This window comes from Sphingomonas sp. Leaf208 (assembly GCF_001421415.1).
Lineage (GTDB): Bacteria > Pseudomonadota > Alphaproteobacteria > Sphingomonadales > Sphingomonadaceae > Sphingomonas.
This window is the reverse complement of the sequence record NZ_LMKH01000001.1, coordinates 498,946-514,924: the sequence shown is the minus strand read 5'-3', so window position 1 is coordinate 514,924 and position 15,979 is coordinate 498,946. Positions and strand designations below refer to the sequence as shown.

At 65.7% G+C, this 15,979-nt stretch carries 10 protein-coding genes; 6 read left to right on the top strand and 4 right to left on the bottom strand.

Going from position 1 to position 15,979, the window contains the following annotated elements:
• Positions 1–4: 4 nt before the first annotated feature.
• Complete coding sequence (locus tag ASE69_RS02075; RefSeq protein ID WP_056482171.1) at positions 5–1,918, bottom strand: CocE/NonD family hydrolase; 1,914 nt, start codon at positions 1,916–1,918, stop codon at positions 5–7.
• A 204-nt stretch (positions 1,919–2,122) separates the two neighbouring features.
• Positions 2,123–2,689, bottom strand: a complete 567-nt coding sequence (locus ASE69_RS02070; protein ID WP_056482168.1) for a CHAP domain-containing protein — start codon at positions 2,687–2,689, stop codon at positions 2,123–2,125.
• A gap of 364 nt (positions 2,690–3,053) precedes the next feature.
• Between ASE69_RS02070 and ASE69_RS02065 the strand changes: the two genes are divergently transcribed.
• Positions 3,054–3,479 (top strand): hypothetical protein, encoded by a 426-nt coding sequence (locus ASE69_RS02065; RefSeq protein WP_056482165.1) that lies wholly within the window; start codon positions 3,054–3,056, stop codon positions 3,477–3,479.
• 58 nt (positions 3,480–3,537) lie between these two features.
• Here the strand turns inward: ASE69_RS02065 and ASE69_RS02060 are convergent, their stop codons facing one another.
• Together ASE69_RS02060 and ASE69_RS02055 are read right to left on the bottom strand one after the other, a co-directional pair.
• The gene (locus ASE69_RS02060) at positions 3,538–4,392 is read right to left on the bottom strand and encodes an AAA family ATPase (protein WP_056482162.1); all 855 of its coding nucleotides are present in this window, start codon (positions 4,390–4,392) and stop codon (positions 3,538–3,540) included.
• Positions 4,393–4,458: 66 nt separating this feature from the next.
• Positions 4,459–5,193: a DUF6975 family protein gene (locus tag ASE69_RS02055; RefSeq protein WP_156362087.1), complete on the bottom strand. Its 735-nt coding sequence runs from the start codon at positions 5,191–5,193 to the stop codon at positions 4,459–4,461.
• 208 nt (positions 5,194–5,401) lie between these two features.
• Between ASE69_RS02055 and ASE69_RS02050 the strand changes: the two genes are divergently transcribed.
• The 5 genes from ASE69_RS02050 to ASE69_RS02030 all read left to right on the top strand — a co-directional run bounded on the left by ASE69_RS02050 (position 5,402) and on the right by ASE69_RS02030 (position 15,937).
• A complete protein-coding gene (locus ASE69_RS02050) occupies positions 5,402–7,714 on the top strand; it encodes a S9 family peptidase (RefSeq protein ID WP_056482159.1) in 2,313 nt (770 codons plus the stop codon).
• A 6-nt stretch (positions 7,715–7,720) separates the two neighbouring features.
• Positions 7,721–8,437, top strand: coding sequence for an MgtC/SapB family protein (locus tag ASE69_RS02045; RefSeq protein WP_056482156.1), 717 nt, complete (start codon positions 7,721–7,723; stop codon positions 8,435–8,437).
• A gap of 369 nt (positions 8,438–8,806) precedes the next feature.
• Positions 8,807–9,832 carry an aspartate-semialdehyde dehydrogenase gene (locus tag ASE69_RS02040; RefSeq protein ID WP_056482153.1) on the top strand — a complete coding sequence of 342 codons (1,026 nt, stop codon included), beginning with the start codon at positions 8,807–8,809 and terminating at the stop codon, positions 9,830–9,832.
• A gap of 458 nt (positions 9,833–10,290) precedes the next feature.
• Positions 10,291–15,027: a beta strand repeat-containing protein gene (locus ASE69_RS02035; RefSeq protein ID WP_162236823.1), complete on the top strand. Its 4,737-nt coding sequence runs from the start codon at positions 10,291–10,293 to the stop codon at positions 15,025–15,027.
• Positions 15,028–15,160: 133 nt separating this feature from the next.
• Positions 15,161–15,937, top strand: a complete 777-nt coding sequence (locus tag ASE69_RS02030) for an alpha/beta fold hydrolase (protein WP_056482147.1) — start codon at positions 15,161–15,163, stop codon at positions 15,935–15,937.
• The last annotated feature ends 42 nt before the right edge of the window (positions 15,938–15,979 follow it).

Genomic DNA, 15,979 nt, shown 5'->3' with positions numbered 1-15,979 from the left:
TCCGTCACTTGGCCGCGGCGATCGGCAGTTCGATCGCGCTGGGCTGCGCGGCCGAGTGGAAGACGCTGATCGTGGCCTTGCGGTAGTCGGCCGGCTTCGCGTCGAAGATGTTGGCGACGTAGGTCTGCGGGTTGCGGTCGTAGAGCGGGAACCAGCTCGACTGGACCTGGACCATGATGCGGTGGCCGGGGAGGAAGACGTGGCTGGCGTTGGGCAGCACGACGCGGAAATGCGTGGGCTGGCCAGCGACGATTGGCGTCGGCTTGTCGAACCCGTCGCGGTAGCGGCCGCGCAGAATGTCCATCGAGACGGCGAGCTGGTAGCCGCCCATCTCGGGCTTGTCGGAATATTCGGCGGGGTAGACGTCGATCAGCTTCACCACGAAATCGCCGTCGGTGCCGGTGGTGCTGGCGATCAGGTCCGCGACGGGCGCGCCGGCGATCGCGACCGGGCTGGTCAGCGGCGGCGTCTGGTAGGTGAGGACGTCGGTGCGATCGGAGAACGGGCGCTGGTCGTCGACGAGCCATTGCCGCCAGGTCGAGCCGGTCGCGTAGGTCGGGCGGATCGGGCGGAGGCGGTAGGGGATCGGCTTGGCGGGATCGGAGCTATAGTCGTCGTGGCCGTCCTGTGCGGGGACGGTGGCGCCAAGGCCGCTGGCGGGCTGGAAATAGAGTTTCTGCGTGGCGGTCGAGTTCGGCCAGCCGGCGAGCGTCTGCCATTGGTTGGTGCCGGTCTGGAACGCGGTGACGGGGGCGAGCGCCGGCGGTGTCGCGCCGGTCTTCAGCGCGCCATTGAGGAACGGGAGCAGGACGTTCTTGCGGAACCAGAGCGCGGTATCGGAATCGAAGCGGATCGCGCCGAGCGTCGAGCCGTCGCCGTTCGCGCCGCCGTGCGCCCAGGGGCCGAGCGCGAGGTGGTTGACGTGGTTGGGGTCGACCTTCGATACCGCCTCATACGCCGCGACGGCGCCGTAGATGTCCTCCTGGTCCCATTGGCTGGCGACCCAGAGCGTCTGCACCGTTTGCGGCTGCTTGGGCAGGATCGTCTCGAGCGCCTGGCCTTGCCAGAACGCGTCATAGGTCGGGTGATCGTGGAGGCGGTTGACGAAGGGCAACTGCTCCAGCCCGCGACTCTTCACCAACGCACTGGCGGACCCGGCGCGCAGGAACGTGTCGTAATCGTCGTAGGCGTCGCGCCACAGGTCGCCGGCTTCGCCCTTGGCCGCGTCCTGCGTGTAGTAGTAATCATAGCCGATCTGGCGGAACGCGCCGCCGTGGAAGTCGTCGTCGCCCTTCCAGGTGTTGATCACCGGGTTCATCGGGACCGCGGCTTTCAGCGCGGGATGCGGGTTCACCAGCGCCATTGCGGCCATCATGCCGTCGTAGCTGCCACCGATGATGCCGACGCGGCCGTTGCTGTTTTTCAGGTTCTTAACGAGCCAGTCGATCGTGTCGTAGGCGTCGGTCGAGTGATCGACTTTCGTCTTGTTGAGCGGGCCGATCAGCGGGCGTTCGTTGATGTACGCGCCGTTCGAGCCGTTCTTGCCGCGGACGTCCTCGAACACGCGGATATAGCCCGCGTCGAAGAACATCGCGTCGGATGCGCGGAGGTTCATCGCGCCGCTCGGGCTGGAGGATCGGCTGGCGACGCTTTCGGCGTTGTAGGGTGTGCGCTGGAGCAGGATCGGGGCGTCGGTGACGCCCTTGCGCTGGACGATGACCGCGTGGAGCGTGACGCCGTCGCGCATCGGGATGTCGACCTCGCGGCGGTCGAAGTCGAAGGTGGCGTTGGCGGGGACGAACTTGGCGGGGATGTCGCCACCGGGGGGCGGGGACTTTTCCTTCTGCGCGCCGACGATCGCGGGAGCGGTGGTCGCGAGCAAGGCCAGCGTGAACGTCGTAAGAGCCTTGAACCGCATCGCTATCCTCACCGTCTTTTCGGATACGGTGGTGGCACGGTTTCGAGGGTGGCGGCAATGCTTAGTATTGGGGCGTGCGGGTCTTCTGACTCCCCTCCCTGGAAAGGGAGGGGCTGGGGGTGGGTCGGCCATCTTGAGCCACTCCCGTTCGGATGTGCGGAAGCCGACCCACCCCCGACCCCTCCCTTTCAGGGAGGGGCGAAGTCAGCGGGCGATCGGCTCGCCGCTTACCGGCACATACGCATCGATCAGCGCGCCGACATAATCGGGGTTCCGGCTCGTCAATTCAGCGGCCGCGTGCGCGTGGCCGTAGATGAAGCCGTACACCGGATACACCCCGCCGCCGAGGCCATCGACGTCCTTGTACCAGACCTTGACGTCGCTCCAGTCGTTGTTGCGCGAGACGTCGAACAGCGTGACGTCCTGTTCGGCATGCCCGCGCTCGCCGTTCTGGCGCGACCAGTTGGCGTGGGTGAGCATCACGACGCGCTTCTCGACCACCCGGCTGACGACCGCGACATGGCCGAACGGCAGGCGCGGGGTCTTGGCGAAGACGATGACGGCGCCTTCCTTGGGCTTGTGCGTGCGTTCGTACTTGCCGTCCGCCTGCTCCCACCAGGTCCAGGCGTTGCCGTAGATCTGGATCCCCGACGCGGCGCGCGCGAACGGGACGCACTGGCCGACATAGTCGAGCAGAGAGGCGGATGCGGGGGCGGCCATGCCGATTGCCAGCAGTGCCGGCGCCCAACGACGGAAAGCATACAATCTCATGCCGTCACCTTGCCGGACAGGTATGGCATTATTGTTGCCGCAGATGGTTAATGTGCATCAATATCTAATCCGTCGAACGTCGCTGCGATCTGCTCGCCAATCGCCGTGACCGTCTCGACGAATTGCGGTCACAATGGCGCGGAATAGCTGAACGGACGGTGACGTCGATCCTGTTGATTCGAATGCGTATAGTTTTAGAAAGCGGAAAGCGAAAACCGCCTCTGCCCGCAATATCTCCGAAGTGGTCGCGTATCGACGGACCGATCCCAGGATTTGCGCTCAAAGAGGCTACGTGGTTCCCCTATCGGAATACTTCGCTTGTCCGACTGAGTGATCACGGCTTCACCATAAAAGGATTGTGATCATGTCGGTCGATATCAGCGATACAATCGATGCAGTTGCAGCAGAAGCACTGCTGGCCAACGTTGTAGACTGGAAGCAGTATGACGGATTGCGCGTTACATCGCACACCAGCGGGGCAGTCTATCTGGTGATGTGGGGCCAGCTTCACTGGATCCCGGATCCCGCAACCTTCAATAGCGTGTTCAAGGACTGGAACGGGATCGTCAACAGCGATTACATCGTCGACAACATGCCGAAGGCGTTGTCGCTGGCACCCGGTTCGTTCATCGCGATCAGCGGAGCGTCGCCGGCGTGGTATTTCGTGACGCTCGGCAAGAAGCTGCACATCCCCGACCCAGCGACGGTGAACCGCTTCAACTTCCGCAGCCCGATCTCGCTGCCGCATCTGGCGCTGGACTATATCCCGACGGGTCCGAACGTCACGTAACGCTCTAAGTATCGGACCGGCGGCGGTGCTCCTGCGCGGCCGCCGGTTCCTCGATAGTTTACCCCTGATTCTTCTGGCGTTTCGCCATGAAGGCGAGGCGTTCGAACAGCATGACGTCCTGTTCGTTCTTCAGCAGCGCGCCGTGGAGCGGCGGGATCGCCTTGGTCGGGTCGCGGTTCTGGAGGATGTCGAGCGGCATGTCCTCGTGGAGCAACAGTTTGAGCCAGTCGAGCAACTCGCTGGTCGAGGGCTTCTTCTTCAGGCCAGGCACGTCGCGGACGTCGTAGAACAGGTCCATCGCCTTGCTGACCAGGATCTTCTGGATGCCGGGGAAGTGGACATCGACGATCGCCTGCATCGTCTGGCGATCGGGGAACTTGATATAGTGGAAGAAACACCGGCGCAGGAACGCGTCGGGCAGTTCCTTCTCGTTGTTACTGGTGATGATCACGATCGGGCGCTCGACCGCGCGCACCGTTTCCTTGGTCTCGTAGACGTGGAACTCCATCCGATCGAGTTCCTGCAACAGGTCGTTGGGGAACTCGATATCGGCCTTGTCGATTTCGTCGATCAGCAGGACGGGCAGGGCGGGCTGGGTGAACGCCTCCCACAATTTGCCCTTGCGGATATAGTTGCCGATGTCGTGGACGCGCGCGTCGCCAAGCTGGCCGTCGCGCAGGCGGGCGACCGCGTCGTATTCGTACAGGCCCTGCTGCGCCTTGGTGGTCGACTTGATGTTCCACTCGATCAGCGGCGCGCCGAGCGCTTTCGCGATCTCGTAGGCGAGCACGGTCTTGCCGGTGCCGGGTTCACCCTTGATCAGCAGCGGGCGGCGCAGCGTCACGGCGGCGTTGACCGCGACTTTCAAATCGTCGGTCGCGACGTAGCTCTGGGTGCCCTCGAAGCGCTTCATGCGATGTCCCGTCCGGTTCTGAATACCGGGTATGGATAGAGGGGAAGCGTCGGTCAGCGCAAGCGGTCAGAGGTCGCCGCGCGCGCTCGATCGCGCTTCGAGCAGCGACCACAGGCCGCGGTGCTGCGCGAAAAGTTGCTGCGCGCCGAACAGGATCGCGCGCTGGCAACCGGGCGATGCACCGAGTTCCGCAATGAGCGCGGCGGTGTCCGTCTCGGACGGAAGCGTGATCGTAGGGACGGCTACCCCGAACCGGTCGGCGGCGACATCGAGGACGCGGCGGATCGCGCGCCAGTCATGGAGCAGCGCAGCCACCGCCCCGGTCGCACATCCGCGACGCTCCGAGCGGGCGAGCATTTCGAGCGCATGACGTTCCCCGACCAGTGCCGACTCGCTCTCCGCCTGGCCGGGGGTCGACGGAAGGGGGCCGACGGCCGCGGTGAGCTGTGCGAGATAGGTGCGCTCGTCCGCGAAGCCACTGGCGGCGGCGGCGAGCCAGTCCGATGCCTCGGGCTGGATCGCGCGGGCGAGCACGTCGACGATCAGGCCGGGATGGTCGCCGTGGACCGCGCACAGCGCGTGGACCGCGTCGGAGAGGTTGCGCTGGCCCGGACCGCCGGCGATCAGGCGCGCATGATGCGGATGCGCTGCGCTGCCGTCCGCGTCGGCGAGCGTGACGAACGCATCCCATGCGCTCCGCTCGCTCGGCTCCCCGCCTTGTATGCCCGCGTTCGAAACCATCATTCCCCGGCCGTGCTGCACCACGGAAATCTCGATCCGCGACGATGTCCCGCTTGCCATAAACGAAGGACGTAAAGACGGAGTTTACGGAGCGTTCATTATGCCGTGTTGGAGGGAAATGACGATGATGCGAGTCGGGGTCGCTTCGGTTCGCTCGGCATCACGATGCGCCCTTTACGCCGACGCACGCCGCCGCGATAACGCGCGACCGAACATTTTCGGGTCCGTCGGGCGGTATCCGGCGGGATGATCCCACGGAGACTACAGGATGCGCACATGGTTGCTCGGGCTTGCACTTGCTTCGGTCGGAACCGCCGCGATGGCCGCTGATCAGGTAACGCCGCCGGCTGCCCCCGCTGCACCCGCCCCTGCACCGATGCGCCCGGTCGAAGCCGCCAAGCCCGGCGACCTGACGATGGCGCGCGTGTTCGGCAATCCGGACCTGTCGGGATCGCAGCCGAAAGCGGTCCGCCTGTCGCCCGACGGCACGCTGCTGACGAGCTTGCGCAACCGCGACGACGAGAAGGAGCGGTTCGATCTGTGGGCGGTCGATACCGCGACGGGCCAAGCGCGGATGCTGGTCGATTCGAAGACCGTCGGCAGCGGTGCCGAACTGACCGAGGCCGAGAAGATGCAGCGCGAGCGTGCGCGGATCGGCGGCCAGAAGGGCATCGTCGCGTATGACTGGGCGCCCGACGGCAAGTCGATCCTCGTGCCGCTCGACGGCGACCTGTATCTCGCCGGGCTCGACGGCAAGGTGAAGCGGTTGACCAACACCCCCGGCGGCGAGCTGAACCCGGTGGTGAGTCCCAAGGGCAGCTTCGTCTCGTTCGTCCGCGACCAGAACGTCTTCGTGCAGCCGCTCGACGGCGGCGACGCGCGCGCGGTGACGACGGGCGGCGGCGGCACGGTGCATTTTGGCGAGGCGGAATTCGTCGCGCAGGAGGAAATGGATCGCCGCACTGGCTATTGGTGGTCGCCGGACGAACAGTACGTCGCGGTGGAGCGTTTCGACGAGGCACCGGTCCATACCGCGACGCGCGCGTCGATCGGCGCGACCGGGACCAAGGTCTACGAACAGCGCTATCCGGCTGCCGGTACGCCGAACGTGCTGGTCGACCTGTATATCATGAAGCCCGATGGCTCGGGGCAGGTGAAGGTCGATCTCGGCACCAACCCCGACATCTATCTGGCGCGTGTCGACTGGACGCCCGACGGCCGGATGCTGCTGGTCCAGCGCCAGAGCCGCGACCAGAAGCTGCTGGAGATGCTGCGCGTCGATCCCGCGACGGGGAAGTCGACCGTGCTGTTCACCGAGAAATCGGGCGTGAAGAGCTGGCTCAACCTGTCGGATGCGTATCATGTGCTCAAGGACGGCAGCCTGATCTGGCGGTCGGAGCGGAGCGGCTTCGGCCAGCTCTACCGGTTCGCGTCGGGCAAGTGGACGCAACTCACCAAGGGCGACTGGGTCGTCACCGATCTGGTCGGCGTGGATGAAACCAAGGGTCGTCTGTTCTTCCTCGGCAACAAGGACGACGTGCTCGAGCAGCAGCTCTATTCGGTCGACGTCGCCAAGCCGAACGTCATCACCAAGCTGACCGAAGCTGGGTGGTGGAACAGCGCGACGATGGACGGTGCCGCCAGCCGTTTCATCATCTCGCGCTCGAACCCGAAGCAGCCGACGCAGGTGTATCTGGCGGACGCGACGGGCAAGCGGCTCTCGTGGATCAACGAGAATGCAGTGGTCGAGGGGCATCCGTATTACCCGTATCTCGCCAGCCATCAGGAAACCAAGTTCGGCACGCTGAAGGCGAAGAACGGCATGACTCTCCATTACGAGAGGATCACGCCGCCGCTGGAGCCGGGCAAGAAATACCCGGTGTTCTTCGAGCATTACGGCGGACCAGGTACCGGTCAGGTCGTGACGCGTGGCTGGCAGGGTGCGCTGCCGCAATACCTCGTCGATCGTGGGTGGATTTACTTCAAGATCGACAATCGTGGCTCGTATAATCGCGGCAAGGCGTTCGAGGACCAGATCTATCACGCGATGGGCACGGTCGAGGTCGAGGACCAGCTGTCGGGTGCGAACTATCTGAAATCGCTGCCGTTCGTCGAACCGAGCAAGATCGCGACCTATGGCTGGTCGTACGGCGGCTACATGTCGTTGAAGATGCTGGAGAAGACGCCGGGCGTGTATGCGGCGGCGGTGTCGGGCGCGCCGGTCACCGACTGGCAACTGTACGATACGCATTATACCGAGCGATATCTTGGCGATCCGGCGAAGGACCCAGCGAGCTATGCGACGTCGGCAGCGGTCGAGGAGGCGAACAAGATCGTCGATCCGCTGTTGCTGATCCACGGGATGGCGGACGACAATGTGTTCCTCGACAACTCGACCAAGGTGGCCGCGCGGATGCAGGCGACTGCGACGCCGTTCGAGATGATGTTCTACCCCGGCTATACGCACCGCGTGGCGGGGCCGGGGATCAGCGAGCATGTCTGGGGGACGATCCTGAACTTCCTCGACCGGACGGTGAAGGACAAGCCGATGGCTGAAGCTGCACCCGCGCCTGCGAAGTAAACGCCGGTGCGGTTCGTCGAGACGTTTCACCTGTGGCCGTTCCTCGACACGGTGGTGAGCTATATCGCCGCATTCGTGTTCGGGACACTGATCGGGGCGGAGCGGCAATATCGCCAGCGCACCGCGGGGTTGCGGACGAATACGCTGGTCGCGCTCGGTTCGGCGGCGTTCGTCGATCTCGGCCAGCGGCTGGGCGGGGACGTCGAGTCGATCCGGATCATTGCTTACGTCGTGTCGGGGATCGGCTTTCTCGGTGCGGGCGTGATCATGAAGGAGGGGATGAACGTCCGCGGCCTCAACACCGCGGCGACCTTGTGGTGCTCGGCGGCGGTGGGGTCGTGCGCGGGCAGCGACATGATCGCGGAGGCTGGGTTGCTGACGTTCGTCGTCCTGCTCGCGAACACCGCGCTGCGGCCGCTGGTGGATGGGATCAACCGGATCCCGACCGAGGGGCGGACGATCGAGGCTACGTATAGCGTGATGGTGACGGTGGCGGCGGGAGATGCGGGGCCGATCGGCGATCTGGTGGTCGAGCATCTAGAGGCTGCTCAGTTGCAGGTGGCTGAGTTGGACGTGACCGAGCGAGGCGAGGACCGGGTCGAGATCGCGGCGACCTTGGTGGCCACGAACGTGCCGGCCGGGGAGCTGGATGCGATCACGGATCACCTCGCGAAGGTGCACGGGATCGAGCATGCGACGTGGCAGGCAAGGACGCATGATTGAGGCGGGGGCGGATCTAGCTGTGCACCTTCCCCAGCCACCACCCCGGCGGAGGCCGGGGCCCAGTTGGAAAGGTCGCAGTAATGGACCGCAGCGCTCAGTTAGCAACGTCCCCCAGCTGGGCCCCGGCCTCCGCCGGGGTGGTGCTACTGCTGGGGCAGGTGCTGTCCATCTCGCCAAGCTAGCGTGTTCTCCCGCGAAGGCGGGAGCCCAGTCTGGGCCCCCGCCTTCGCGGGAGAACAAGGAAGCGGGTGCAACGGTCGCCGCGATCCACTCCCGAAAGCTCCCCCTATCCGCGCAACAAGTCGAAAGCCGTTGGACCTCGCCGCGCAACGTCGGTACTGCCCGCCCAAGTCCAATCGGAGTTAAGACATGGGTTATCGGGTGGTGGTCGCAGGGGCGACCGGCAATGTCGGGCGTGAGATCCTCAACATCCTGGCGGAGCGCGAGTTTCCGGCGGACGAGATCGCCTGCGTCGCGTCGTCGCGCAGCCAGGGGTTGATGGTGGACTATGGCGACACCGGCAAGCAGATCAAATGCACGAACATCGAGCATTTCGACTGGAACGGCTGGGACATGGCGCTGTTCGCGATCGGCTCCGAGGGTTCGGCGATCTACGCACCGATCGCTGCCGCCGCAGGCTGCGTCGTGATCGACAATTCGTCGCTCTACCGCATGGACCCCGACGTGCCGCTGATCGTGCCCGAGGTGAACCCCGAGGCAATCGACGGCTACAAGGTCCGCAACATCATCGCCAACCCGAACTGCTCGACCGCGCAGATGGTCGTTGCGCTGAAGCCGTTGCACGACGCGGCGAAGATCCTGCGCGTGGTCGTCTCGACCTACCAGTCGGTCTCCGGCGCGGGCAAGGCGGGCATGGACGAGCTGTTCGAGCAGAGCCGCAACATCTTCGTCGGCGATCCTGCAGAACCCAAGCTGTTCACCAAGCAGATCGCCTTCAACGTGATTCCGCACATCGACAGCTTCCTCGACGACGGCTCGACCAAGGAAGAGTGGAAGATGGTCGTCGAGACCAAGAAGATCCTCGACAAGAAGATCAAGGTCACCGCGACCTGCGTCCGCGTGCCGGTGTTCGTCGGCCATTCGGAAGCGATCAACATTGAGTTCGAGAACGAGATCTCGGCCGAGGAAGCGCAGAACATCCTCCGCGAGGCGCCCGGTATCATGCTGGTCGATAAGCGCGAGGACGGGGGGTACATCACGCCGATCGAATGCGTCGGCGACTTCGCGACGTACATCAGCCGCGTGCGCGAGGACCCGACCGTCGAGAACGGCCTGAACCTGTGGTGCGTCAGCGACAACCTTCGCAAGGGTGCGGCGCTGAACGCGGTGCAGATCGCCGAACTGCTCGGGCGCCGGCACCTGCAAAAGGCGTAGTCGGGCGGGGCCATCGCGCCTCCAAGGCGCTCCAAACGACCGATCGAAACCGCGTCGTCACCCCGTGTGACGGCGCGGTTTTGCGATTCGCGCTCGATGACGAGCCCCAGCGGCTGAACGCACCGATCGAACCAAATCGCGGTGAATTTACTTGGGTGGCTGGATAGCGACCAATTTGGATTCGATCATTAACGATCCAAAATACCGGATGCAGCAACAGCCTGGTCGCAAATGCGCTCTATGGAACAAGAAAGGTTTTATGTTGCAATCGAAATGAATTGAAGTTGTGTAGAATAACGACGACTTGCTTTGTCTGTTCCGTGTGTATGCTTATTTATTACGGTAACAGACTGTTAGTATTACAGGGGTGAACATCCTTCCGTTCCGATAGTCGAATCTAGAGTTCGACGATGCGGAAAATCAGGGCTGCTGTTGCAGTCGTCAGTGGAGGTTGTTTGATGTCCAACGCGTTTGTTCGCCCGCAAGATCGAGACGCCGTGACGCCGACTGGCGCCAAGACGTTCGCTTCGCATCCTGCAAAGTCGCCCACCTTTACCCGCACCCTGCGCCGCCTGCGCGATGGCGCTTCGCTAATCGGGCTGGCGACCACGTCGCTGCTCGCGGCGCAGTCGGCGTCAGCGCAGACGACGCCCGCGCCGAACATCGTTGGAGCCTGCTCGGGGGTCAGCCTACCGCGTTCGGTAGTTACGGACATCCTCAGCCCGGTCGTTACCGGCATCGCAAACCCGGTCCAGAGCACCGTCAACCCGATCCTCAGCAACGTGAAGAGCATCTCCGGGGTACTGACGGTGTCCGTTCTCGGTCTGCCGCCGCTCGTTGCCAACCTGCCAAGCGTGCCGACCCCGGCGCTCAGCATCGACGTTGCCGGTATCCTGAACAATGCGGCGAACAATGCGCCGCTCACGTTGTCGGTGCTCAACTCCAATGGCGTCGCGGTCGGCCCGAACGACTCCTGCGTCACCCAGGCGGACGGGTTCACCTTGCGGACGCCGGCCGGTATCGCGATCGGCGGCAATCGGATCACCGGCCTCGGGGCGAACGGTTTCGAGGCCTTCGCAGCCGATCCCAATGCCATCGCGTTCGGCAACTCCGCTCGGACCGGAGCGGGCGCGGTTGGCGCGATCGCATTCGGCGGCCAGGCGCAGGTCGCCGACAATGCAACCGGCGCGATCGCTCTCGGCACCGGTGCCAGTGCGACCGCAGCGAACGGCGTCGCGCTAGGCGCGGGCAGCGTATCCTCGCGGGCGGCCGCAACCGGCTATACCGCGATCGGGCTCGCTGTTCCCCAGAACTCGGCCGGCGAAGTCTCGGTCGGCGCGGCGGGTGCCGAACGCCAGATCACCAACGTCGCGGCGGGCACCGCGGCAACCGATGCGGTCAACGTCGCCCAGCTCACCGGCGTCCAGGCGCAGATCGGCACGCTCGCAAGCGGTGCGGTCCAATATGACGGTGCGACCCGCACCAGCGTGACGCTGGGGGGAGCCGGTACCGGCGCGCCGGCGGTGGCGCTCCGCAACGTCGCGGCAGGCACGCTCGGCGCGGCATCGACCGACGCGGTCAACGGCAGCCAGCTGTTCGCGACCAATACCAACGTCACGAACCTGACGACCAACATCAGCAACGGCGCGATCGGTGCCGTGCAATACGCCAACGCCGCGACGCCGACCGTTCCGAACGGCGGCACGCCAACCAACGACGTCGCGCTGGTCGGCGCGGCGCCGGGCGCGGTCGGGCTGCACAACGTGGCAAACGGCAACGTCGCCGCGGGCTCGACCGATGCGGTCAATGGTGGACAGCTTGCCACGGTCACCGGGCAGGTCGGGGCGCTCGCCACGTTGGCGGTGCAGTATGACGATGCGACCCGCGTGCGGGCGACGCTCGGCGGCGTGGGCACGGGTGCAGCGCCCGTCGCGCTCGGCAACGTCGCGGCCGGCACGCTCGGTGCGACCTCGACCGATGCGGTCAACGGCAGCCAGCTGTTCGCGACCAACACCAACGTCACCAACACCAATACCGCGCTGACGAACCTGACGACCAACATCACCAATGGCGGCATCGGCGCGCTGCAATATTCGAACGCGGCGACTCCGACCGTGCCGAACGGTGGCGTCCCGACCAACGACGTCGCGCTGGTCGGTGCGGCTGCAGGGCCCGTCGGGCTGCACAATGTCGCCGCGGGTGTCGTCGCGACGGGATCGACCGATGCCGTCAACGGCGGTCAGCTGTCGACGGTCGTCGATCAGGTCGGCACGCTCAGCACGCTGGCGGTCCAGTATGACGATGCGACCCGCGCCCGCGTGAGTCTGGGCGGCGTCGGTGCGGCACCGATCGGGCTCGGCAACGTCGCGGCAGGTGCGCTCGGCGCGACCTCGACCGATGCGGTCAACGGTAGCCAGCTGTTCGCGACCAACACCAACGTCACCAACCTGACGACCAACATCGCCAATGGTGCGATCGGTGCGCTGCAATATTCCAGCGCGGGTGCGCCGACCACGCCGAACGGAGGCGTGCCGTCGAACGACGCGACGCTGGTGGGCGGTGCAACCGGCGCGGTCGCTCTGCACAATGTCGCCGATGGTGCGGTCGCGGTGGGTTCGACCGACGCGGTCAATGGCGGTCAGCTTGCCCTGGTCTCGGGGCAGGTCGGCACGCTGAACGGTTTGGCGGTGCAGTATGACGACCTCAGCCGCTCGCGCGTGACCTTCGGCGGCGCGGGTGCTGCACCCGTCGTGCTCGGCAACGTCGCGGCGGGGACGCTGGGCGCGACCTCGCTCGAGGCGGTGAACGGCAGCCAGTTGTTCACGACCAACGCCAACGTCACGAACACCAACACGGCACTGACCAACCTGACGACCAACATCGCCAATGGCGGCATCGGCGCGGTGCAATATTCCAACGCCGCGACGCCGACCACGCCCAATGGCGGCGTGCCGAGCAACGACGTCGCGCTGGTCGGTGCGGCGGCTGGCCCGGTCGGATTGCACAATGTCGCGAATGGCAATGTCGCGGTGGGATCGACCGATGCGGTCAACGGTGGTCAGCTCGCCAGTGTCTCCGGACAAGTCAGCGGCCTGTCGGCACTCGCGGTGCAGTATGACGATGTCGGCCGCTCGCGGATCACGCTCGGCGGCGTCGGTACGGGTGCAGCGCCCGTCGTGATCGGCAATGTCGCGGCGGGAACGCTCGGTGCGACCTCGACCGATGCGGTCAACGGCAGCCAGCTGTTCGCGACCAACACCAATGTCACCAACCTGACGACGAGCATCGCGAACGGTGCGATCGGTGCGCTCCAATATTCGAGCGCAGGCGCACCGACCACGCCCAACGGCGGCGTACCGTCGAACGACGTGACGCTGGTCGGAGGTGCCGCTGGTGCCGTCGCCTTGCACAATGTCGGCAACGGCGTGGTCGCGGCGGGCTCGACCGATGCGGTCAACGGCGGCCAGCTGGCAACCGTCTCCGGCCAGGTCGGCAACCTCGCCGCACTGTCGGTGCAGTATGACGATCCGACCCGGACGCGCGTGACGTTCGGTGGGGCAGGCAACGCGCCGGTCGTGCTCGGCAACGTCGCGGCGGGTACGCTCGCGGCAGGGTCGACCGAAGCGGTCAACGGCGGTCAACTCGTCGGGCTCGGCACCTCCGTCGCGGCAGGCCTGGGGGGACTGTCGAGCTACGACGCGGCGACCAACCGCGTGCTGGCCTCGATCGGGTTCGGCGGGGTGCAATATGGCAACGTCCAGTCGGTCTTCGACGCGGTCGATGGCGCGATTAACGGCGGTGCGGGCATCCGGTATTTCCGGGTTCTCTCGACCCGCGGCGACAGCGTCGTGACGGGTACCGACAGCATCGCGATCGGGCCGGAAGCGACCGCGACCGCGGACAACAGTGTTGCCATCGGCACCGGCTCCTCGGCGCTTCGTGGCGGTACTCTTGGCTATGCCGCGCTGGGGCTCGCTGGCTTGCAGAACTCGGCCGGTGAAGTGTCGGTCGGGTCGGCCGGTGGCGCTCGGCAGATCACCAACGTCGCGGCCGGCACCGCGGCGACCGATGCCGCGAACGTCGGCCAGGTCGCAGGCGTCGCGGCACAGGTCGCGGCCTTGGGCACCACGACCGTTCAGTACGACAACGGCACGAAGAACGCGATCACGCTCGGCGGTGCCGGCGGGACGGTCATCACCAACGTCGCCGCCGGCAACGTTGCCGCCGGGTCGACCGACGCGGTCAACGGCGCGCAGCTTGCTGCGACCAACACGCAGGTGGCGAACAACACCACCGCGATCACCAACCTGGGCAACCAGATCAGCAACGGCGCGACCGGACCGGTGCAATACTCCAACCCTGGCAGCGCCACCACGCCGAACGGTGGCACGAAGACCAACGACCTGACGCTGGTCGGTGCGGCGGCTGGCCCCGTCGGCCTGCACAATGTCGCAGGCGGTTCGATCGCGGCGGGATCGACCGACGCGGTCAATGGCGGGCAGGTCTATGCCCTGGCGCTGACGGCGGTGAACGCGGTGTCGTACAACACCGACGCGAACGGCGTGCGGACCAACACCGTGACGCTGGCGGGCGGCAATGCGGCGGCGCCGGTGACGATCGCCAACGTGGCCGCAGGTACGGTCGCGGCGGGGTCTGCCGAAGCGGTAAACGGTGGGCAGCTCTACACCACCAACCAGGCGGTCGCGACGGCACAGGGCACCGCGAACAGCGCGCTCGCGCTGGGCAGCAACTCGGTGCAATACGGTCCTTCGCGCACCAACGTGACGTTCAACGCAGGCGGCCAGGCGACCGTGCTGAGCAACGTCGCGGCGGGCGTGTCGACCACCGACGCGGTCAATGTCGGACAGCTGAACTCGGGCATCAACTCCGCGGTGACGCAGGCGAACGCCTATACCGACGGACGGATCGCGGCGCTCGACTTCGATCTGCGCAACCTCCGCCGGGACAGCTTCGCCGGGACCTCCAACGCGCTGGCAGCAGCCGGACTCCCGCAGGCGTATGAAGCGGGCAAGGGGATGATCGCGATGGGTGGTGGCACCTACGCCGGCCAGTCGGCGGTCGCGGTCGGGATGTCGAAGGCGTTCAGCGATGGCCATACCGTCGTCAAGGTAAGCGGCACCTATGACTCGCAGGGCCGTGCCGGTGCATCGGGCGGGATCGGGTATCAGTTCTGATCCTGTCATTCGAAGTTGGGAACGGGCGGCCTTCGGGTCGCCCGTTTTCGTTTGAGACTAAGGGGCGCTCGACATGCGGGAAGCTAGCGCGGGTTGACTTGGGCGGCGGCGGCTACGAATTGGCGGCGAACCAATGCAGGATGTTACCGTGGCCAGCACCCCGAGCGAGACGCAGTTTTTCGAGAGCTTCGACGGCACGCGGATCGCGTGGCGCGAGGTCGGCGAGGGCCGGCCGGTGGTGCTGATCCACGGCTATTTCTCCGATGCGAAGACCAACTGGATCCGCTACGGCCACGCCGCGAAGATGGCCGCCAAGGGTTTCCGGGTGATCATGCCGGACCTGCGCGCGCACGGCGAAAGCGAGAAGCCGCACGGGCTCGAGGCGTATCCGGCGGATGCGCTGACGCAGGACGGCCACGCGCTGGTCGCGCATCTCGAGCTGACGGACTATGATCTCGGCGGCTATTCGCTGGGCGCGCGGACGACGTCGCGGATGCTGGCGACGGGCGCGACGCCGCGCCGCGTGATCTTCTCCGGAATGGGTCTCGAAGGGCTGACGCAGACGTCACGCCGCGCCGGGCATTTCCGCAATATCCTGACCAGGCTGGGGCAGCATGTGCAGGGTACGCCGGAGTGGCTGGCGGAGGCGTTCCTGAAGACGACGGGCGGCGATCCGATCGCGTTGCTCGGCATCTTGGAGACGTTCGTCGATACGCCGCTCGAGTCAGTGAAAGCTATCCAGCAGCCGACCTTGGTGGTCTGCGGCGGCGAGGATCAGGATAATGGTTCGGCGCCGGATCTGGCGGCGGTGCTGCCGCATGGCGAGTATGTCGAAACCCCGGGCGGGCATATGAGTGCGGTGGTGAAGCCCGAACTCGGTCAGGCGATCGCCGACTTCCTCGCGCGCTGACGCCCTGTCCTCGATCCTCCCCCGCAAGGGGGAGGTGGCTGG